This window comes from Rubrivirga marina (assembly GCF_002283365.1).
Lineage (GTDB): Bacteria > Bacteroidota > Rhodothermia > Rhodothermales > Rubricoccaceae > Rubrivirga > Rubrivirga marina.
Window position 1 is genome coordinate 67,147 of record NZ_MQWD01000010.1, and the last position, 19,136, is coordinate 86,282.

The following is a 19,136-nucleotide window of genomic DNA, read 5'->3' on the forward strand; positions in this document are numbered from 1 at the left end:
CCGTAGGGAGCCCTCCTCGGCCTTACGCCGGCGCCTGGTCCTTCCGGTCCCGGCCGAAGTGGCGCCATTGCGCGATGGCCTCGCGGAACGCCTCGGAGAAGCCTCCGAGGTCGTCGCGGGCGGTCACGACGCCCTTGTCGACCGTCATCCCGCCGTCCGAGAGGTCGAGGGCGGGGAGGAGCGCCGCCCTCAGGAGTTCGACGCCCTCGCCCGTCGCCCCGATCGGCTTGCCGTGGCGGAACCCCTCATGGACGACGTGGAGCGCGTCGCCGTGGGACTTGAGCGCCTCGACGCTCGCTGCGCCGCCGGGCACGTAGAACGCGTCGAAGAGGACGGAGGCCGCTGTTAGGTAGCTCTCGTCGGCCTCGACCGTCTCCCCGCCCGCGCTCGTGAACGTCCCCTGCCGGTGGGCGACGACCTTCGGCTTGGCGCCGCCCTCCATGAGCGTCTCCTTGACGGCCATGAACTGCTCGTGGTCGAACCCGTCGGCGAGGACGATGGCGACCGTCCGCGTCCGGATCGTGTCGTAGCGGCCCCGCTTGACGGTGCTCACCTCGGGCGCCCGCTTGTCGGTCTCCGTCCCGGCGAACTCGGCCGGCGGCTCGACGCCGATGCCCTCGGCGACGCGGACGGCGAGGTCGTGGTTGATCCGGTTGAAGAACTCGGCCACCATCCGCTCGCGGATCGCCTTCGTCTTGACCTTCCCGAGCTCGAACTGGGCCGCGGCCACGAGCCGGTCCTGCTCGTCGTCGGTGATGCTGTGCCAGAACATCGTGGCCTGGCTGAAGTGGTCCTTGAAGCTCTCGCTCCGCTCGCGGACCTTGTGGCCCTCGACGCGCTCGGCGTAGTGGACGTAGCCCCCCTCTTCGGCCGACGCCGTCATGGGGCAGCCGTTCCCGCGCGAGTTCGGGGAGTAGTTGACGGGGCCCCGGTTGACCGTCTGCCGCATGAACCCGTCGCGCTGGTTGTTGTGGACGGCGGCGACGGGCCGGTTGATCGGCAGCTCGTTGAAGTTGGCGCTCGAGAACCGGTTGATCTGCGTGTCGATGTACGAGAACAGCCGGCCCTGGAGGAGCGGGTCGTTCGTGAAGTCGATCCCGGGGACGACGTGGCCGGGGTGGAACGCGACCTGCTCCGTCTCGGCGAAGAAGTTGTCCGGGTTCCTATTCAGCGTCATCTTGCCGACGATCCGAACGGGCACCTCGGCCTCGGGGATGATCTTGGTCGGGTCGAGCAGGTCGAAGTCGAATTTGTGCTCGTCCTCCTCCTCGACCACCTGGAGGCCGAGCTCGAACTCGGGGTAGTCCCCGTCCTCGATCCGGTCCCAGAGGTCCATCCGGTTGAAGTCCGGGTTCTTCCCCGCGATCTTCTGCGTCTCGTCCCACACGAGCGAGTGCGTGCCCAAGACGGGCCGCCAGTGGAACTTGACGAAGCGGGCCTTCCCCTCGGCGTTGACGAGGCGGAAGGTGTGGACGCCGAACCCCTCCATCATGGCGTAGGAGCGCGGGAGGGCCCGGTCCGAGAGGACCCACATGATCATGTGCGCGCTCTCGGGCATGAGCGAGATGAAGTCCCAGAAGTTGTCGTGGGCGGCCGAGGCCTGCGGCGTCTCCGAGTGGGGCTCGGGCTTGATGGCGTGGACGAGGTCGGGGAACTTGATGCCGTCCTGGATGAAGAAGACGGGCATGTTGTTGCCGACGAGGTCCCAGTTCCCGTCCTCGGTGTAGAACTTGGTGGCCCACCCGCGGACGTCGCGGACGGTGTCGGCCGAGCCCCGGAACCCAACGACGGTCGAGAACCGGACGAACACGGGCGTCTTCTGCGACGGGTCCTGGAAGACCTTCGCCTTCGTGAGGTCCGTGAGCGGCTCGTAGACCTGGAAGGTCCCGTGGGCCGCCGAGCCGCGGGCGTGGACCACGCGCTCGGGGACGCGCTCGTGGTCGAAGTGGGTCATCTTCTCCCGGAGGTGGAAGTCCTCCAGGAGCGTCGGCCCGCGCTCGCCGGCCGTGAGCGAGTTGTCGGTGTCGTGGACGCGGAGGCCGGTGTTGGTCGTGAGGTACTCGCCGTCGGCGTCCTCGCGGTACGGCTCGAGTTGGCGGTCCTTGGCGGCCTCGTCGGGGCCATGGTCGTCGGTGAGGCGCTGGGGGTCGGACATGGGGGCGGGGGGAGAGCGGGAGCCGCGGGGACCGGAGGCCGATGAACCCGACCGGGGACAGGAGGTTCGGGCACCGCGACCGATTCCGACCTCAGGGGCGAGCGCGAAGGGCCCTGCCGCGGTGCCTGACTGTCCGCCCGTGCCACCTCCTCCGCGCGAGCCTGGGCATCAGGAGCCTCATTTCCTCGACCACTCGCCAGAGCCGCTCCCGACCGTCGCCGGCCCACCCCATCGGCGCGCTCCACGACGCGGCGGAGCGCGTCCCGCTCCTCGCGCTCCGGCGGGCGGGGTTGGGTCGCCCTGACCGAACCATCGCACCGGGCCCCCCCCCCCCAGCCGGCTCCGCCGTTCAACGGCCTCTCCGGCTCCGGCCGGTGGTGGCGGCGGAACGTGCCAGAGCTGGCCCGCAAACTCCGCGTGTTCGTCGACCTCGTTGGGTTCGGGCGGAACCGGGGGCCCTTCGTTCTGGACGAGGCCGCCGCCAGCGCGGCCGCGGTGTAGCCGCCCATGGAGTAGCCGATGAGGTGGGCGCGGGAGCCCGAGGCGACGCCGACCCGACTGTAATCCGCGTGCAAGGGGCCGGGGAGCCTGAGGCCGTACGCTCCCGATCACGACGCTCTGCCCCGCGTGCGGACCCGTTCGACGCCGGTTCCCTCTCGCCCTCGCCCTGCTCGTAACCGCCCCAGCGGCTCTCTCGCGGGCGCTCCTGCCGGGCGTCGAGGTCACGGCTGGAGGCAAGATCCACACCGACGTCCGCGCGCTCCCAGGCGGACCGGTCGGCGAGGCGCCGTCTCGATGGCCTCGCGCCAGGCCCCGTCGCCGAGTCCGAGCCTGAGCGTGAGGGTCGGGTCGAGGCGGAGGAGCATCGGGGGCCGGGGGGGTGCTCGTTACAACAAGGGCCGACCCTCCTCCCAGTTCTGCACGGCCCGGGGCACGCCTGCGGCCGGGGGCCCCGCCTTTGACGTGGCCTTCCCGAATCGGGTGGGGCGTCAGGCCGGGCGTGCGGAGCCGGGCGCGGCCGAGGGCGGGGAGAGGTCCGCATGGGGGGCGGGCGGGCCGTCGGGCGCGTCGCCGTCAGATCGGGCGGCGCTCTCCTCCGGCTCGCGCTCCGGCTCGGGGGCCAGTGTGAGCCGCACGAGGTCGGGCTCCGACCCTGGCGAGAGGACGAACGGGCCGACCCGGGGCGGGTCCCCATCCACGGCCTCAGCGAGCGTCCGCTCCGACCACGTCGGCGCCGGGAGCCCGAAGAACCGGTGGAGCTGGCCGAGCGTGGCCGCGGCGGCGAACTCGACCGTGAGGCCCGGCGCGAGCGGGGGCGTCTCGGCGTCGGGGTCGAAGAGTCGGTCGAGGAGCGGCCGGAGGTCCGACCGGGCCGCCGCGAACACGTGGTCGCCGGGGCGGAGCGCGGTGGCCCCGCGAGGGACGACGATCCGCCCGCCGCGGACCACGAGCATGACGGCGGTCCCGTCCGGGAGCGCGAGGTCGCGGAGGCGCTGGCCGGCCACGCGCGCCGACGGGGCCACGGTGTAGTCGACGACGTCGCCGTCGAGGTGCCGGAGCGCGTGGAGCTCGACGCGGACCGGCGGGGCGGGGTCGGCCGGACGCCCGATCCCCAGCCGCCGCGCCACGACCGGGAGCGACCACCCTTGGGCGAGGGCCGAGACGACCACGACGAAGAAGACGACGTCGAACAGGAGCGCGGCCCCCTCCACGCCCGCCAGGAGGGGGAACGTGGCGAGCGTGATCGGGACGGCCCCCTTCAGCCCGCCCCACGAGAGGAACGCGACCTCGCGCGGGCCGAACCCGAACGGGGCCACCGAGGCGGCCACGGCGAGGGGCCGGGCGACGAACACGAGGACGACGGCGATGAGGAGGCCCTCCGGCGCGACGGCCAGGAGCCGGCTGGGGAAGCTGAGCAGGCCGAGGAGGACGAACAGGGCGATCTGGGCCAGCCATGCCGCCGCGTCGAGGACGAGGAGCGTCCCCCGCCGGAACACGAGCGGGGCGTTCCCGAGCACGACCCCGGCGACGTAGACGGCGAGGAAACCGCTCCCCCCGAGCACGGCGGCGCCCCCGAACGCGACGAGCCCGAACGCGACGGCGAGGACGGGGTAGAGCGCAGGGGCCTCGAGCCCGGCCCGGCCGACGGCCCACGCCGCCGCCCGCCCGACGGCGAGCCCGACGGCCCCGCCGACCCCGAACTGGAGCGCGAAGAGGAGCCCGAGCGCGCCGGCCGACTCGGCCGTCCCCGCCGCGAGGCCCGTCAGCCCGACCGTGAGGAAGAGGGCCATCGGGTCGTTCGACCCGCTCTCGACCTCGAGCGTGGCCCCGAGCCGCTCGGGGAGCACGAGCCCGCTCGAACGGAGGACCGAGAACACGGCGGCGGCGTCGGTCGAGCCGACGATCCCCCCGAGGAGGAGCCCGTGGAGGAGCGGGAGCCCGAGGACCCAGGCCGCTGCGAGCCCGACCAGCCCGGCCGTCACCGCGACGCCGACGGTGGAGAGCGCGAGCGCCGGCCGCCACGCGGCCCGGACGGCCGGGAGCCCTGTGCGGAGTCCGCCGTCGAACAGGATGAGCGCGAGGGCCGCGGTCCCGACGGCGTTGGCGAGGGCGTAGTCCTCGAACGGGACGCCGCCCACGCCGTCCGAGCCCGCGAGCATCCCGACGCCGAGGAACAGGACGAGGACGGGGAGGCCCAGGCGGGCCGAAACCCGGCTCGACGCGACGCCGAGGGCGAGGAGGAGGCCCGCGAGGAGCATCGCGGGGGCGACGGCGGGCATGGAGCGGCGTCTCTCGGAGCGCGTGCGTGGGGGCGATGAACGCGCCCCCGCGCACGCGGCTCCGCTCGCCTTGGGACGCCCCGAGACCGGGGGGGGTAGGGCGTACCTCGGCTGCGGCGGGGCGCCTCCCCGCTCCTCGCGATCACGGAGACAGGGGAGGCCCGCCCTCCCCGACACCTGCCCGCACCGCGCGCTCCCGTCGGAGCGGCGGCAGCCGCTACCTGACCAAACTGTAATCCCCGCGCAAGGGAGGGGTAAGCGCCGGTGGGTGCCGGACCGTTCACGACCTTCCCCCCTGTGCTGGCTCTGTCGCCTGGGTGGCTCCGCCTCGCCCTCGCCCTCCTCTTCGCCGCCCCGGCGGCCCTTTCGCAAACGCTGCCACCGAGCGTCGAGGTCTCGGTCGGGGGCAAGGTCCACACCGACGTCCGCGCGTTCCCAAGCGGACCGGTCGGCGAGGCGCCGGGGGTCCTCGTTCGCCGCGCCCGGGCCGAGGTCGAGGCCGAAGTGTCAGGGCGGTTCCGGGCGGTCGTCGAGCCCGGGTTCGGGGAGGGCGAGGTCGAGCTCCTCGACGGGTACGTTGAGGCCGACCTCTGGGCCAGGCCCGGCGCGGGCCGCGCGCTGGCCGTCCGCGCTGGCCGGTTCAAGACGCCGGTCGGGTACGAGTCGCTCCTCTCCTCGTCAGACCTCCGGTTCGCCGAGCGCGCGCTCCCGACGGCGCTCTCGCCCCGGCGCGACCTCGGCGCCATGCTGCGCTGGGAGAGCCCCCGCCTCGAGGCCCAGGTCGGCGTGTTCAACGGGGTCCCCGACGGGTCGAGCGCGTCGGTGGACTGGGGCGCGGGTCCCGACGCCGCCGCCCGCGTGTTCGGGAGACCCGCCGAGGCCGGCCCCGTCCGCCTGGGCGTCGGGCTGGCGGTCTCAGCCGGGACCGCCAGCGGGCGCGACGGCGACGCCCTCGCCGGCTACGAGACGCCGGGCGACCGGACGTTCTTCGCCTACACCGAGGGCGTGGGGCCGGACGGGCGTCGGCTCCGCCTCGCGCCGCAGGCCACGCTCGACGTCGGCCGGCTCCACGTCCTCGGCGAGTACATCGAGGCGCACCACCGCGTCCGCCGAGGCACCGAGGCGGCCGATCTCGCGCACCGGGCGTGGCAGGCAGCGGCGTCATTCGTCGTCGGCGGCGTCCCGCGGGGCGAGGGGCGGCCCGTCCCGCGCCGGCCCGTGACCGAGGGGGGGGCGGGAGCCGTCGAGGTGTCGGCCCGCGTCCACGGCCTCTCCCTCGACGGCGACTCGGCCCCGCTGGCGGCGGCCGGGAGCGCGCAGCGGGCGGCGGCCTGGGCGCTCGCCGTGCACTGGACGCCCGTCGCGCCGGTCCGCCTCGGCGTGACCGTCGAGCGGACCGCGTTCGAGGGGTTCGACGGCGACGCTCCCGGGGGCAGCGGAGCCGTGCCGCCGGCCGAGACGTTCGTCGTAGGCCGCTTCCAGATCGACCTCTAGGTTCTCCAGACCGTCCGATTCCGCCATGCGCCTGCTCGTCGTCGAGGACGACCCCCACATCGCCGAGTTCGTCCGGACCGGGCTCCAGGAGGCCGGCTACGCCGTCGACCACGCCGTCGACGGGGAGGAGGCCTACGCGCTCGCCGTGAACGAGCCGTACGACGCGGCCGTCGTCGACCTCATGCTCCCCCGACTCGGCGGGCTCGGGCTCATCGAGCGGATGCGGGGGACGGGCGTGGCGACGCCCGTCCTCATCCTGAGCGCGAAGCGGACGGTCGACGACCGGGTCCGGGGGCTCCAGGCCGGCGGCGACGACTACCTCACGAAGCCGTTCGCCTTCGCCGAGCTCCTGGCCCGCGTGCAGGCCCTCGTCCGGCGGAGCACGGGGGCGCCCGAGGCCACGCGGCTCGCGGCCGGGCCGGTCGCCCTCGACCTCCTCGCGCGAGAAGCGACGCGGGCCGGCGAGCCGATCGACCTCCAGCCACGCGAGTTCGCGCTCTTGGAGTACCTCGTCCGGAACGCCGACCGGGTCGTGTCCAAGACGGCGATCCACCAGCACGTGTGGGACTTCGACTTCAACCCCCAGACGAACGTGGTCGAGGTCCTCGTCCACCGTCTCCGGCAGAAGGTGGACGAGGGGTTCGAGCCCCGGCTCATCCACACCGTCCGCGGCGCCGGCTATGTCCTCCGCACGCCCTGACCCCGCCTCGCCGGCGCCCGTCAGCCGCTGGCGGCGGAGCCCGTACGGCGTCCGCCTCGCGCTCGGCTACGCCGCCCTCTTCGCCCTCAGCGCGGCGGCCCTCTTGGGCCTCGCCTACGCCACGCTCGGGTGGGTCCTGGAGCGCCAGGACGGCGCCTACCTCCGCGACCAGCTCCGCGCCGTCGGGCGGGTCTACGCGACGGACGGCGTGGAGGGCGTCCGCCGCCACGCCGCCGCCCTCCACGCCGACGACCGGGGCGAGGAGGTCCTGGTCCGTGTGTTCTCCGGCGACGGCTCGGAGCGGCTCCTCGTCCTCCCCGACGAGTGGGAGCGAGCGGACCTCGGGGATCTCCGCCCTTCACAGACCGCCGACGAGCGCGTCGAGATCACCAACGCGCGGGAGGACCAGGAGCTCTGGGCACTCACACGCCGGCTCCCGTCGGGCGACGTGGTCCAGGTCGGCATCAGCTCGGACGAGCGGGACGACGTGCTGGAGGCCTTCCCGCGCGTGTTCGGCTACGTGGCCGTCCCGCTGGTCCTGCTCGCCCTCCTCGGCGGGTGGGTCATGGCGAACACGGCGCTCCGGCCCGTCCGCCGGCTCGTGGGGACGCTCGAGACGATCGCGGCGACGGGCGACGTCCGCCAGCGGGCGCCGGTCCCGGAGGAGCACGGCGAGTTCGCCGACCTTCTCGGCCTGTTCAACCGGATGCTCGACCGGATCGAGGGGCTCGTCGTCCGGCTCCGCGACACGCTCGACGACGTGGCCCACGACCTCCGCACGCCGCTGACGGCGCTCCGCGGGACGGCCGAGGTGGCCCTCGTCCGCCACCGCGAGCCCGAGGCGTACCGCGAGGCGCTCGGCCGCGTCGTCGAGGCGGCCGGGGCGGCGCAGGCCACGCTCGACGCCGTCCTCGACGTGGCCGAGGCCGAGGCCGGCGCGCTCGCGCTCGACCTCGGGCCGGTCGACCTCGACGACCTCGCGCGCGACGTGGCCGACCTCTTCGACCTCGTGGCCGACGAGAAGGGCGTCGCCCTCGCGGTCGAGCCGGATGGGGCCGGCGCCGTCCGCGTGGACCGCCCGCGGCTCCGGCGCGCGCTCGCCAACCTCGTCGACAACGCGGTCAAGTACACCCCGGCCGGCGGCCGCGTCACGGTCTCGACGGGGCGGGACGACGGCGAGGCGTGGGTGCGGGTCCGCGACACCGGACCGGGGATCGCCCCGGAGGAACTCCCGCGGGTCTGGGACCGGCTCTACCGGAGCGAGCAGACGCGCCACGAGCGCGGGCTCGGGCTCGGGCTCGGCCTGGCCCGCGCGGTCGCCGAGGCGCACGGGGGGCGGGTCACGGCCGAGAGCGCCGTCGGCGAGGGCTCCACGTTCACGCTCGTCGTCCCCACGCCGGTGGCCTCGGCCACCGAGCCCCCGCCGGGTCCGTCGAACCTGTCGGACCTGTAAGGCGGCCGCAAGGGAGGGGTAAGGGAGGGCCCGTAGGAGGGGAGTACGCAACCGCCCCTCCCCATGAAGACCTCCCTCCCCCTCGTACTCGCCGTGGCCCTCGCCGGCTGCGTCGGCGGGCTCGCCGACCGCTCCTCTGCCCAGGCCGCCGCCAAGGTCGGCATCTCCGCCGAGGCGTGCGGCCCGATCGAGGGGAGCCTCCCCGTCGCGGACGGGAGCCCCGTCACGTCCGACCTCGCCCGCGTGTCCGAGGACGACGCCCGCGCCGCCGCCCTCCTCGCGGTCCCCGGCACCACCGTCACGGCCGTCGATCTCGATGAGGAGGACGGGTTCCTCGTCTACGACGTCGACCTCGTCCACGAGGGGAGCGCAGACGGCGGCGGCCCCATCGAGGTCGACGTGGTCGTCGACGCCGGCTCCGGCGAGGTCCTCTGCACGGAGCTGGACTGACGCCCTGAGCCCCCTGCCCTGACACCACCCTCCCCGTCCCCATGCTCTCCCGCGTCCTCCTCGGCGTCCTCGTCCTCGCGGCCCTCGCCGTCGGCGCGTCCCTCCTCTCGGGGCCGTCCGACGTCGAGTGCGGCCCCGTGACCGGGACGGTCCGTGTCGCCGACGGCGACCGGCTCTCGCCGGCCCTCGCCCGGATCTCGGAGGACGACGCCCGCGCCGCCGCGCTCGTCGCCGTCCCTCCCGCCGCCGTGACCTCCGTCGACCTCGACGAGGAGGACGGCTTCCTCGTCTACGAGGTCGGCCTCCGCCACGACCGCGACGAGTTCGACGTGGTCGTCGACGCCGGGACGGGCGAGGTCCTCTGCACCGAGCGCGACTAGCTCCCCCTTCCCATGCTGCCCCCCTCCCCCCTCCTCGCCGCCTGCCTCGGCGTAGCCCTCGCCGCCTGCGGTCCCGACGCCTCGGCCGACCCTGACGCCCCGTCTTCGGACCCGCCGACCCCCACCGCCAGCGCGCCCCCTGACGGCGCGGCCGGCCCGTACCGGTTCGACCGGCCCGTGGTCTCATTCGACCTGCCCGACGCGCTCGTCGAGATCTCCGGGCTCACCGACCTCGGCGACGGGACGCTCGGGGCCGTCCAGGACGAGGACGGTGAGCTCTACGTGCTCTCGCAGGAGACCGGCGCCGTCGTCCGCGTGGTCCCGTTCGGCCCGCCCGGCGACTACGAAGGCGTCGAGCTCGCGGGCGACCGGCTCTTCGTGCTCCGCGCCGACGGGGCGCTCCTCGAGCTCTCCGGCTGGCAGGGTAGCGAGGCCCGCCCACAGGTGACCGAGACCGGGCTCGGCGCGAAGGACTGCGACGCCGAGGGGCTCGGCACCGACGGCGCCCGGCTCCTCATCGCGTGCAAGAAGGAGGGCGACGACGCCTACGACAACCGGAACGTCGTCTGGGCCTACGACCTGGGCACCGGCGCGCTCGGAGCGGAGCCGGCGTTCGTCGTCGACCCCGACGCCGTCGAGGGCGACCGGAAGCTCCGGCCATCGGCCCTGGCAGTCCACCCCGCGACCGGCGCCGTCGTCCTCCTCTCGTCGCGGCGCGAGTCGCTCGTCGCGCTCGACGCGGGCGGCCGGGCCACCGACGTGTGGGATCTGGGGCCGGCCGCATTCGAGCAGCCCGAGGGCCTCGCGTTCCTCCCGAACGGCGACGTGTGGGTGTCGAGCGAGGGCGGCGACGGCCCGGCCGTCCTCGCGCGGTTCGCGTACGCCCCGGCGTCCCCGTGACCCCGCCCGACGTCCCGGACCCCGTCGGGCGGGCCGCTCGGGCCGTATCGGGCGCCCTCCGAGCGCTCCGCGAGCGCCACGACCTCGCCCTGCTCCTGGCCCTCGCCGTCCTCGCGGCCGGCGGCTGGGCGTTCGCCGAGCTCGCGGACGCCGTGGCCGAGGGCGACGGGCGGGCCGCCGAGGAGCGGGTCCTCCTCGCCTTCCGCGTGCCCGGCGACACGGCCGACCCCGTCGGGCCGGTCGCCATCGAGGAGGCCGTCCGCGACCTCACGGGCCTCGGGGGCGTCCTCCTCACGACGCTCGCGGCCGCCCTCGGCGCCGCGTTCTTCGTGCTCGACGGGCGGCCCCGCGCGGCCGCGTTCCTCGCCGGCTCCATCGCGGGGGGCGTCGCCGTCACGTTCGCGCTCAAGGCCGGGTTCGACCGGCCCCGGCCCGACCTCGTAGCGCACCAGATGGAGGCGCTCTCGGCCAGCTTCCCCAGCGGCCACTCGGCGACCGCCGCCGTCGTCTACCTCACACTCGGGGCGCTCGTCGCCCGGTCGCTCCCCCGCACCCGGCTCCGTGCGTTCGTCGTCGCCGTGGCCGTCGCCCTCACGCTCGCCATCGGGGCGAGCCGGGTCTACCTCGGCGTCCACTGGCCGACCGACGTCCTCGCCGGGTGGACCGTCGGGGCCGCGTGGGCGCTCGCGACGTGGCTCGTCGAGCGGGACCTCCGGCGGCGGGGGTGGATCGAGCCGTCGCGGACGCTCAAGGCGCTCGCAGACCACGGGCCATGACAGTCGGGGGCACCCCCAGGCCCTCCCTGCGTAACAATTCCCTACCACGCGCGCGTCCCGGCCCGCCCCCTCCGTGCAGAGCCCGCTCTCCCTCTTCCGCTTCCTCACCGGCGCCCGGCCGCCCCTCATCGACCGAGCCGTCCGCGACCTCGCCGCCATGCTCGACACGTCGGCCGAGATGTTCGCCGCAGCCTCGGGGTGCCTCCTCGACAACGAGCCGCTCCGGGTCGACCTCGGCGCGCTCGACGGCGAGGTCAACCGGCGCGAGGAGGCCGTCCGGCGGGCCGTGCTCGAGCACGTCGTGGCCGCCCCCCAAGACGAGACGTCGTTCAGCCTGCTCCTCGTGTCCGTCGTCCAGGACGCCGAGCGGTGCGGGGACCTCGCGAAGACGCTCGCGAAGGTGTCCGAGCTGGCCGAGGCGCCCCGGATGGGGGCGCACGTCGAGCGGCTGGGGGCGCTCCGTGACCGCGTCCAGGCCGCGTTCCCACGCACGCGGAAGGCGTTCGTCGAGGGGGACTCCCGGTTGGCCCGGGAGGTCATGGACGAGCACGCCCGGACGAAGGCGGACGTCGCCGAGGCCATCCGACAGATCGCGTCCGACTCTGACCTCACGCCGAACGCGGCGGCCGTCTTCGCCATGGGCGCCCGGATCGTCGGTCGCGTCTCGTCGCACCTCTCGAACATCATCTCGGCCGTGGCCCTCCCCTTCGACCAGGTCCGGGGCGCACCGACGTGGGGCGAGGGATAAGCGCCGTTATAGAGAGTGCCCGTCCCTACCGCGTCGGCACCCGCGCCACGAACGCCGCGCAGCCCCCCTCCGGCACCGCCTCCGTCGACACGAGGTACCGGTGGACGAACGCCGCCCCGCTCCGACGCACCGCCTCGCTCTCCGCCTTCAGCGGCCCCGCCGCGCCCCGAGCGATCCGAGTGGCCACTGAGAGCGGGGACAGCCCTGACGGCGCCGCCACCTCCAGGACCACGTGCGTCGGCCGCACCTCGCACGCTGCCACTTCGCACCCCAGCCCCTCGGCCGCCCGACGGATCAGCTCGTCGGCCCGCGCCGCCAGCGCGGCGTCCTCGAAGAACGGTCGCTGGCGCCGCGTCACAAGCACGACGTGGTACCGGAGCCAGTGCACCACGACCCCATCGTCGGTATAGGCGGGCAGACTCATCGAGGGCGGGCTGAAGCGGATACCCCCAGGCTACGATTCCCCTGCCACGAACGCCTCGCAGTCCGCGTCCGACACCGGCCCGGTCGAGACCAGGTACCGCCTCACGAACACGGCCCCCAGCCGCCGGGCGCTCTCGGACTCCCCCTTCAGCGCCGCGGCCCCCCTCCGCACGTGCGTCACGACGACGTGGGGAGACATCGTGACCGGGGCGCGGACCGCCAGCCGCACCCACCACGGCCCGACCTCGCACGCCTCGATCGCACACCCGGCCGCGCGGGCACCCTCACTTAGGAGCGTCTCTACGCGCGCCGCCAACGCTGCGTCCTCGAACAAACGGCGACGGCGGCGGGTCACGAGCACGACGTGGTACGTCAGCGCCGAGAGCGCCCGGCCGTCGTCGTCGTAATCGGCCGACGGCCCCTCCCACACGGTCGGTGCTCGGTCCTCAGAGTCTCGGTCTGTGTCGTCGGGCATCGTGGCAGGGTACGTCCCCGCCCCCGCCCTACCCCCCTGTTCACCCAAGCGTTACACGAGGATGCGTCGAGGGCCGGTCCCGAGGCCGTACGCGGGCGCTCTCGACCCGATGATACATCTATGTCCTCGACATAGATGTCGCACCCGGGAAGCTTCCCCGGATGCCCCCCTCGACGAGGTTCGACCTCCCGCACGGACCCCAGTTTCTCCCCTACCTCGGAGCCGCCGTCCGCCGACGCCGCGAGGCCCTCGGCCTCACGCAGGAGCAACTCGCCGAGCGGGCGGACCTCGACCGGATGCAGGTCGGCCGCATCGAGCGCGGCGTGACGAACCCGACCTCGAAGGGCCTCGTCCCGCTCGCCATCGGGCTCGGGACGCACCCCGACGTTCTTCTGCGCGAGGCTCGGGTCGCCCTCGCCCGCGCCAATCCGTGGTACGTCGAGGCCGTCGCCCGGGGCTCCGTTCGGGAGTAGGCTCCCAACGGTGAGGACAGACCTCACGGCATCACCGTACGTCAAACGAGCGCTCTCTTTTGACAAGAACACTCGTGGCCCTTACCATCCGCTTCACACCGTTACGCCCCCGCCCATGACGCACGAGGCCGAGCCCCTCGGCAAAGGGACCCGGCCTCGACTCCTTTGATAGGGCCACGAGAGGCCCGGCGGTGGAGCGCCGCTGGAGACTGGGCAAGGTAGCCGCCGCGCCCGGAGGTGCCCCCCCGGGTTCGCCCGAACCGGCCCGCCTCCCCTGCCCGGATGGCTCATCCCCCAGGGACCGCGGACGGTCCCCCGACCGCCCGCGTCCCCGCAATCCCTCCCGGCCTCGCGTCCGTGAGGGCACCGGCCGCGCAGCGCGCGGCCGAGACCCGACGACGCAACAAGGCCCGCGCCGTCGCCCGCATCCGCGCCCGCTCCGCCGTCGAGGACCGGGCCGTCGCCGTCTGCCCCTCGGCCTTCGTCCAGGCCGCCCTCCCCCACCGCGACGCCTACGTCCTGGACGCCGACGGGCGCCCCGCCACCGTCCCCACCCGGCCGCCTGGCCCCCGACGGCGAGCCCGAGACGCGACGGCTCCTCGCCTCGGACTACACGGCCACCAACGGGGCGTTCACGCTCACCGTCCGCGCGGGCACCCGACGCGGCCCCTCGCACCTCCACCCGCGCCTCTCGCTCGGCGTCCCCTCGGGCGGCCTCGCCCGGCTCCTCCTCGTTTTCCTCGTCACCGAGGCCAAGAAGAGGAAGTCCCCGACGGTCCCGCTCGGGCGCACCCTCGCCGACCTCTGCGGCGCCCTCGACGTCACGCCCTCCGGCGGCCGGCGCGGGCGGCTCCGCTACCTCTTCGACCAGCTCCTCCGCCTCGCCACCTGCTCCGTCGCGTTCCAGTGGGAGACGGGCACGGGCTACGGCCACCTCGGCCGCGAGCGCTACCGGGGCGAGAGCGTCCTCCTCGTCGAGGCCTACGACCTCTGGTGGGAGCGGGCCACCGCGACGGCCGCGACCGGCGCGCCCGCCCCGATCGACGGCCCGGCCGTGGCCGGCGGCACGATCACGCTCGGCGCCCAGCTCTGGGACCTCTGCCGAACCGCCTGCTTCCCGCTCGACTGGCGGAAGATCCAGGCCCTCCGCGACTACCCCGCCGCGCTCGACCTCTACGCGTTCCTCACCCACCGGCTCGACAAGCTCCAGACCGACGGCGCCCCCGAGGTTGCCCTCAACTACGACCAGCTCCACGCCCAGCTCGGGAGCCACTACGCGACCGACGAGGCCGGACGGCTCACGCCGCGCGGGAAGAAGGACTTCGGCCACAACCTCCGCCGCGCGCTCCGCCGCGTCCAGCTCCTCTGGCCCGCCCTCGACGTCGCCACCCCGCGCGGCCGGTTCGTCGTCCGCTCGACCGGCCCCGACGTCCCCCACCGCTGACGCGACCGGCCCTCGTGGCCGGACTCTAAACGCCGAGGGGGGCCCATGTCGCCCTGCCACGGCGCACACGGTCACTGCTCCCAGGGCGGCGTCTCCGTCCGGTCGCTCACGCGGAAGCTCCCGTACGCGCAGGTGCCCGACTCCTCTCCCGGGCCGTATTCCTGCCCGAACCCGTGCGTGACGAACCCCTGGTACCCGTTGCTCACGTCGAGGCGGGCCTCCGCGATCCCGGACCCGGGTACGCACGCCTCGAGCGTGTACTGGCCGATGCCGAGGCCCTCGGCCTCGTACCGCCACGGAAGCTGGACGACCCCGAACCGGAGCGTGTCCAGGCCCGGCCCGGCGGCGTCCGGGGCGACGAACGTGACGTCGGCCTCGGTCGCCGGTTCGTCGGGCCATGGGAGGACGTCGATCTCGACGTCGAACGAAGTGGGCCGGTTCGAGTCGCAGCCGACGAGAGCCAGCGCGGCGACCGACAGGAGGGCGAGATGTTTCATGGTTCGACAGTCACAGGCGATAAAAAGGGGGCGGCGACGACTTTAGTATCGCCGCCGCCCCATGCGATAAACCCAAGAGCGCTAGCTCCCGTAGTCCTGCAAGATGAACGGGAGCGTGAACCGGACAAATTGGCCGCCCTTGTAGATGCGGAAGCAGTCGCGTGTTCCAGTCCCCTCGACCGATCCGTCCCGGTTGAGGAGGAAGTAGCTCGCCCGGTCGGTGTCCCGGAGATAGATGATCGGCTCGGTCGTCTTGAACGTCTGCTCGAACCCGATGCTCGGCTTCGCGGTGACTCCTGTTCCGGGAATCTCGAACTCGAACCCTACGTTACCGGTGAACTTGAACGGCCCGTGCACGTCGTGCTCGTGGATCATGAGCTTCTGATTCCGGACTTCCTTCGTCCAGTTCGAGATGTACTCCTGGTTGAAGTTGAGCCAGTTGCCCACGTCGTCACGGTGGACGTGGTAGTAGAAGGAGGTGACGATGGCCTCACTGGCCTCCGGATTGGCGAAGTTGGGGTTCCCCTTCGGGTGGGTGAAGTACATCTCAGAGCCGCCGTTGAACCAGCTGTCGTAGTTCTGGTCGGCCTTGTACCACCCGAGCTTGATCAGGGACACGTCGTTGTCGGGCTCCGAGGAGGGCGGCCCCGGGCACGTCGGACCACCGCCGCCACCGCCACCGCCACCGCCGCCGCCGTCGATCGGAGGGACCATGACCGTGACATTAGCGTCCTCCTCGGGGAGTTCGGAGATGTTGACGACCCACGTCGGGTTCTCCGCGGCGTATGCCTCGTTGACCATGAGCGTCTCCGTCCCGCCCAGCCGGGCGCCGTCCTCGGCGAGCCGGTAGGCCACGTTCTCCTCCTGGTCGTTCATCGGGTCGAACGTGACGACCGGGTCGGTTTCGCCGTCCCAGTCCTCGTAGTTCGGCCAGTACACCTGCATGTCGTTCTCGACCAGGTACGCCTCGAGCTCTTCGAGGGTGATCTCGTCGGCTAGACGTGCGCCCGCGAGCCGGGCCGACTCGAACGACGACCGAAAAGCGTCGGCGAACGCGCCGCGGCCCTCGACGACAACCGACGGGTCGGTGATGCGGAGGTCGACGCGGGCCGTGCCGTCCTCGGGCCGGAGCAGATGGACAAACCGGACGGCCTCGTCGTGGGGGCCACGGGTGGCCCGGACGAGCGCCTCTAGTTCCCCTGCCGCGTCGCTCTCGGCCGCGACCCCGGCGAGGAGTTGCGCGGCCATCTCCGCCTTCGCGACGGCGGCCTCACGATCAAACGTGTCTGGGAGGCGGACGATGCCCTCCATCGGGGCGGGGGGCTGGGGTTCGGACTGAACCGCGTCGCACCCAGCGAGCGGGCCGAGGGACGCCGCGAGCGCGAGAGCGCACGCGGTCCCAGCGCGGAGAGTGGGGCCAAAGGATGTCAGCATTGGAACGGTGGGGTGTGGATGGTCCGGCCGAAAGGGGCCGAGAGCTGAACGGGGTGCTCAGGCGTTGAGGCAGCCGATGAGCGGGAAGCAGATCGGGTCGGGACCCTCCGACGACGGGGCGTCCGCCGTCTGGAGCGGGACGGCCGTGAGGAGGGCGAGGGCGAGGAGGACGGGGCGCATGGTGCGGTGGGAGTTCGCGTCGGGAGCGAGGGGTTGCGTGGACTCCGGCAACCTGCCCCGAGCACCGCCCCCACCGCCTCACCCGGACCGACCGATCTCCCTCGTCGGTTCCGACGAGATCGCCCCCCGACTTTGGCACTAGCTCCGTCCCCTCAGCCGTCCCCACCACCGGCGAACCCCGTCCGCCACGCCCACGCGACGGCCTCCCGGGCCGACCCCACCCCGACCTTCGCGTACGCCGCCGTGAGGTGGCTCCGGACCGTGTTTTCCGACACGAAGAGGGCCCCGGCGATCTCCGCGTTCGACCTCCCCTCAGCCAGGAGCCGGAGCACCTCGCGCTCGCGGTCGGTCAGCCCGGCCCCGGGGGCGTCGGCCTCCCCCCAGGCCCCGACCGCGCCGGGGGCCGGGGCCACGAACCACCGGCCCTGCCCCCGCGCGACGGCCCGGACGGCCTCGACGATGAGCTCGGGCGGCTGGTCCTTCGTGAGGTACCCGGCCGCCCCCTCGGCCAGGAGCCCCGCGACGTACGCCGGCTCGTCGTACGAGGAGAGCGCGAGGACGGCGACCTCCAGCCCCTCGGCCCGGACCGCCCGGGCGACCTCGACGCCCGTCACGCGGGGCATCTCCATGTCGAGGACGGCCACGTCGACGCCGCCGGCCCGGAGCGCGGCGAGGGCGGCCTCCCCGTCAGCGGCCTCAGCGACCACGTCGAGGTCGGGCTCAGCGTCGAGGAGCCCGCGGACGCCCCGGCGCCACACGGGGTGGTCGTCGGCGAGGAGGACGCGGGTCGGGGGGGCGGACATCGGGCTGGGGGTCAGGAGAGGGGGACGGTGCCGACCGGGACGGTCGCGCGGACGCGGGTGCCCGCGCCGGGCCGGCTCTCGACGGCGAGCGCGGCGCCGACGGCGTCGGCCCGCTCGGCCATCCCGACGAGCCCGTAGTGCCCGGGCTCGGTCGGGACCGCGAGGTCAACCGGGACGGCGTACCCGGCCCCGTCGTCGGCCACCTCCAGCAGGGCGGTCTTCGGGGGCCGTTCGCCGTTGAGGCGGAGCGTAACCGAGATCTGGGCGGGACCGGCGTGCTTGGCCGCGTTCGTCATGGCCTCCTGGGCGATCCGGAACAGGGCGAGTCGGACCGGCTCGGCGAGCGCCTGGCCGTCGTCGTCGAGGTCGAGCGCGACGTCGACGCCAGGGTGCCGCTCGGCGAACCGGCGGGCGAAGGCTCGAAGCGCGGCGGCGAGCCCGAACGGGCCGAGCGTCGGCGGGCGGAGGTCCTCGGCAACGTGGCGGAGCTCGTCGACGACCCGGCGGGCCTCGGCGCTCGCCTCCGCGATCGCCACGCGCTGGCCGTCGTCGGCCGTGCGGGCCAGGAGCGCGAGCCCCATCCGGAGGGCGTGGAGGTCCTGGACCGGACCGTCGTGGAGGTCCTGGGCCGTCCGGAGCCGCTCGGCCTCGCGGCCCTCGGCGAGGTGGCGCCGGGCGGCCTCGGCCGCCTCGCGCCGAGCCCGCTCGTGCCGGTACCGCCGACGGTAAAGGACGAACGGGAGGGCCCCCGCGGCGACGAGCCCGACGACGACGAAGGCGACGGCCGAGAACGTGAGGGCGCGGGGGAGGAACAGGACGGACTTCGCGTCGCGGCCCTCGGCGTAGGCCACGGCCTGCTCGGCGAGCGCGGCGAGCATGGTCGACGGGGCGAAGTACGTCCCGCCGAACGGGTCGTCGAGCCGGACCCACGTGTCGCCGAGCGGGGCCGTCCGCTCGAGCCGGTACGGCCATGCGCTCGGGCCGTCGCCGAGGCCGACGGAGTCGACGACGAGGGTGTCCTCGTAGAGGACGGCCTCGGTCCGGGGCGGGAGCGCGACGGACTGGAGGACGGCGAGGGCGAGGACGAGCGGGGCGGTCGGGGGCACCGGGACGGCGCGGGGAGGAGAGCGACGAGCAACCTACGGCCCTGGAGACGGGACCCGTCGGACCGCCCAGGCTACCCCGGCCGCTCCGCAACGCCCTCAGCGGAAGCGACCAATCTCGGTCGTCGGTACCGACCCTTCTGGGAGCGTCGAGCACCGACGACCCGCCACCCCGCGCGGCCGGTTCATCGTCCGCTCGACCGCCCCGACGTCCCCCACCGCTGAGCCGCAGGCCGGCGGGCCGCAGACCGGCGAGTCCGCGACGCTCTCACGCCCGGAAGTGGTCGCCGCTCCTCGACCTGTGGACGACCCCCGCCTCCATCCGGTTGTCCACGAATACCGACTCGACCTCCCGACGAATACGGGCTCGACCTGCGAATACCGACGCGACCATCCGCTAACCAGACGACGAGGCCGCCTCGAATACGGACTCGACCTTCTTGTATAGGATGAGCCCAGAGGACGCCC

Annotated in this window: 19 protein-coding genes; 10 read left to right on the plus strand and 9 right to left on the minus strand. The window is 74.0% G+C overall.

Translation table 11 applies throughout. The features are described 5' to 3' along the window. Positions 1 to 22 precede the first annotated feature (22 nt). Positions 23 to 2,155, minus strand: coding sequence for a catalase (locus tag BSZ37_RS21180; RefSeq protein ID WP_095512675.1), 2,133 nt, complete (start codon positions 2,153 to 2,155; stop codon positions 23 to 25). 989 nt (positions 2,156 to 3,144) lie between these two features. Continuing rightward, complete coding sequence (locus BSZ37_RS21190; protein ID WP_095512676.1) at positions 3,145 to 4,935, minus strand: potassium/proton antiporter; 1,791 nt, start codon at positions 4,933 to 4,935, stop codon at positions 3,145 to 3,147. 297 nt (positions 4,936 to 5,232) lie between these two features. Here BSZ37_RS21190 and BSZ37_RS21195 point away from each other — a divergent pair, with 297 nt between their 5' ends. From BSZ37_RS21195 to BSZ37_RS21230, 8 genes are all read left to right on the plus strand, one after another. Beyond that, positions 5,233 to 6,429 carry a porin gene (locus tag BSZ37_RS21195; RefSeq protein ID WP_179299822.1) on the plus strand — a complete coding sequence of 399 codons (1,197 nt, stop codon included), beginning with the start codon at positions 5,233 to 5,235 and terminating at the stop codon, positions 6,427 to 6,429. 25 nt (positions 6,430 to 6,454) lie between these two features. After that, positions 6,455 to 7,129: a response regulator transcription factor gene (locus tag BSZ37_RS21200; protein ID WP_095512678.1), complete on the plus strand. Its 675-nt coding sequence runs from the start codon at positions 6,455 to 6,457 to the stop codon at positions 7,127 to 7,129. Then, complete coding sequence (locus tag BSZ37_RS21205) at positions 7,110 to 8,582, plus strand: sensor histidine kinase (RefSeq protein ID WP_095512679.1); 1,473 nt, start codon at positions 7,110 to 7,112, stop codon at positions 8,580 to 8,582. The genes BSZ37_RS21200 and BSZ37_RS21205 overlap by 20 nt, the downstream gene beginning before the upstream one ends. Positions 8,583 to 8,645: 63 nt before the next feature. Beyond that, positions 8,646 to 9,032 (plus strand): PepSY domain-containing protein, encoded by a 387-nt coding sequence (locus BSZ37_RS21210; RefSeq protein WP_095512680.1) that lies wholly within the window; start codon positions 8,646 to 8,648, stop codon positions 9,030 to 9,032. Between the two features lie 41 nt (positions 9,033 to 9,073). Then, a complete protein-coding gene (locus BSZ37_RS21215; RefSeq protein ID WP_095512681.1) occupies positions 9,074 to 9,412 on the plus strand; it encodes a PepSY domain-containing protein in 339 nt (112 codons plus the stop codon). 12 nt (positions 9,413 to 9,424) lie between these two features. Further along, positions 9,425 to 10,312, plus strand: coding sequence for a hypothetical protein (locus BSZ37_RS21220; protein WP_095512682.1), 888 nt, complete (start codon positions 9,425 to 9,427; stop codon positions 10,310 to 10,312). Then, positions 10,309 to 11,088 (plus strand): phosphatase PAP2 family protein, encoded by a 780-nt coding sequence (locus BSZ37_RS21225; RefSeq protein WP_095512683.1) that lies wholly within the window; start codon positions 10,309 to 10,311, stop codon positions 11,086 to 11,088. The genes BSZ37_RS21220 and BSZ37_RS21225 overlap by 4 nt, the downstream gene beginning before the upstream one ends. A gap of 73 nt (positions 11,089 to 11,161) precedes the next feature. After that, positions 11,162 to 11,836, plus strand: a complete 675-nt coding sequence (locus tag BSZ37_RS21230) for a PhoU domain-containing protein (protein ID WP_095512684.1) — start codon at positions 11,162 to 11,164, stop codon at positions 11,834 to 11,836. 25 nt (positions 11,837 to 11,861) lie between these two features. Here the strand turns inward: BSZ37_RS21230 and BSZ37_RS21235 are convergent, their stop codons facing one another. Beyond that, complete coding sequence (locus BSZ37_RS21235) at positions 11,862 to 12,260, minus strand: transposase (protein ID WP_095512685.1); 399 nt, start codon at positions 12,258 to 12,260, stop codon at positions 11,862 to 11,864. A gap of 30 nt (positions 12,261 to 12,290) precedes the next feature. Next, positions 12,291 to 12,734, minus strand: a complete 444-nt coding sequence (locus BSZ37_RS21240; protein WP_095512686.1) for a transposase — start codon at positions 12,732 to 12,734, stop codon at positions 12,291 to 12,293. A 161-nt stretch (positions 12,735 to 12,895) separates the two neighbouring features. Here BSZ37_RS21240 and BSZ37_RS21245 point away from each other — a divergent pair, with 161 nt between their 5' ends. Together BSZ37_RS21245 and BSZ37_RS21250 are read left to right on the plus strand one after the other, a co-directional pair. Further along, the gene (locus tag BSZ37_RS21245) at positions 12,896 to 13,207 is read left to right on the plus strand and encodes a helix-turn-helix domain-containing protein (RefSeq protein ID WP_095512687.1); all 312 of its coding nucleotides are present in this window, start codon (positions 12,896 to 12,898) and stop codon (positions 13,205 to 13,207) included. Positions 13,208 to 13,769: 562 nt separating this feature from the next. Next, positions 13,770 to 14,651, plus strand: a complete 882-nt coding sequence (locus BSZ37_RS21250) for a replication protein RepA (RefSeq protein WP_095512688.1) — start codon at positions 13,770 to 13,772, stop codon at positions 14,649 to 14,651. A 71-nt stretch (positions 14,652 to 14,722) separates the two neighbouring features. On the opposite strand, the gene BSZ37_RS21255 is transcribed toward BSZ37_RS21250, so the two are convergent. From BSZ37_RS21255 to BSZ37_RS21270, 5 genes are all read right to left on the minus strand, one after another. Next, positions 14,723 to 15,148 (minus strand): hypothetical protein, encoded by a 426-nt coding sequence (locus BSZ37_RS21255; protein ID WP_095512689.1) that lies wholly within the window; start codon positions 15,146 to 15,148, stop codon positions 14,723 to 14,725. A gap of 81 nt (positions 15,149 to 15,229) precedes the next feature. Beyond that, positions 15,230 to 16,459 (minus strand): hypothetical protein, encoded by a 1,230-nt coding sequence (locus tag BSZ37_RS21260; RefSeq protein WP_095512690.1) that lies wholly within the window; start codon positions 16,457 to 16,459, stop codon positions 15,230 to 15,232. A 180-nt stretch (positions 16,460 to 16,639) separates the two neighbouring features. Then, entirely contained in the window at positions 16,640 to 16,762 is a 123-nt protein-coding gene (locus BSZ37_RS22740) for a hypothetical protein (RefSeq protein ID WP_281253056.1), read from the minus strand. Positions 16,763 to 16,914: 152 nt separating this feature from the next. Beyond that, a complete protein-coding gene (locus tag BSZ37_RS21265; RefSeq protein WP_095512691.1) occupies positions 16,915 to 17,565 on the minus strand; it encodes a response regulator in 651 nt (216 codons plus the stop codon). An 11-nt stretch (positions 17,566 to 17,576) separates the two neighbouring features. Continuing rightward, on the minus strand, positions 17,577 to 18,671 hold the full coding sequence (locus BSZ37_RS21270; RefSeq protein ID WP_095512692.1) for a sensor histidine kinase: 1,095 nt from the start codon (positions 18,669 to 18,671) through the stop codon (positions 17,577 to 17,579). Positions 18,672 to 19,136: the final 465 nt, after the last annotated feature.

Bases quoted from the DNA above. Each gene is read 5' to 3' on its own strand.
- BSZ37_RS21200 (WP_095512678.1), top strand. From the start codon at position 6,455: ATGCGCCTGCTCGTCGTCGAGGACGACCCCCACATCGCCGAGTTCGTC.
- BSZ37_RS21205 (WP_095512679.1), top strand. From the start codon at position 7,110: ATGTCCTCCGCACGCCCTGACCCCGCCTCGCCGGCGCCCGTCAGCCGC.
- BSZ37_RS21260 (WP_095512690.1), bottom strand. From the start codon at position 16,459: ATGGAGGGCATCGTCCGCCTCCCAGACACGTTTGATCGTGAGGCCGCC.
- BSZ37_RS21255 (WP_095512689.1), bottom strand. From the start codon at position 15,148: ATGAAACATCTCGCCCTCCTGTCGGTCGCCGCGCTGGCTCTCGTCGGC.
- BSZ37_RS21220 (WP_095512682.1), top strand. From the start codon at position 9,425: ATGCTGCCCCCCTCCCCCCTCCTCGCCGCCTGCCTCGGCGTAGCCCTC.
- BSZ37_RS21245 (WP_095512687.1), top strand. From the start codon at position 12,896: ATGCCCCCCTCGACGAGGTTCGACCTCCCGCACGGACCCCAGTTTCTC.
- BSZ37_RS22740 (WP_281253056.1), bottom strand. From the start codon at position 16,762: ATGCGCCCCGTCCTCCTCGCCCTCGCCCTCCTCACGGCCGTCCCGCTC.
- BSZ37_RS21190 (WP_095512676.1), bottom strand. From the start codon at position 4,935: ATGCCCGCCGTCGCCCCCGCGATGCTCCTCGCGGGCCTCCTCCTCGCC.
- BSZ37_RS21265 (WP_095512691.1), bottom strand. From the start codon at position 17,565: ATGTCCGCCCCCCCGACCCGCGTCCTCCTCGCCGACGACCACCCCGTG.
- BSZ37_RS21235 (WP_095512685.1), bottom strand. From the start codon at position 12,260: ATGAGTCTGCCCGCCTATACCGACGATGGGGTCGTGGTGCACTGGCTC.
- BSZ37_RS21210 (WP_095512680.1), top strand. From the start codon at position 8,646: ATGAAGACCTCCCTCCCCCTCGTACTCGCCGTGGCCCTCGCCGGCTGC.
- BSZ37_RS21240 (WP_095512686.1), bottom strand. From the start codon at position 12,734: ATGCCCGACGACACAGACCGAGACTCTGAGGACCGAGCACCGACCGTG.
- BSZ37_RS21180 (WP_095512675.1), bottom strand. From the start codon at position 2,155: ATGTCCGACCCCCAGCGCCTCACCGACGACCATGGCCCCGACGAGGCC.
- BSZ37_RS21215 (WP_095512681.1), top strand. From the start codon at position 9,074: ATGCTCTCCCGCGTCCTCCTCGGCGTCCTCGTCCTCGCGGCCCTCGCC.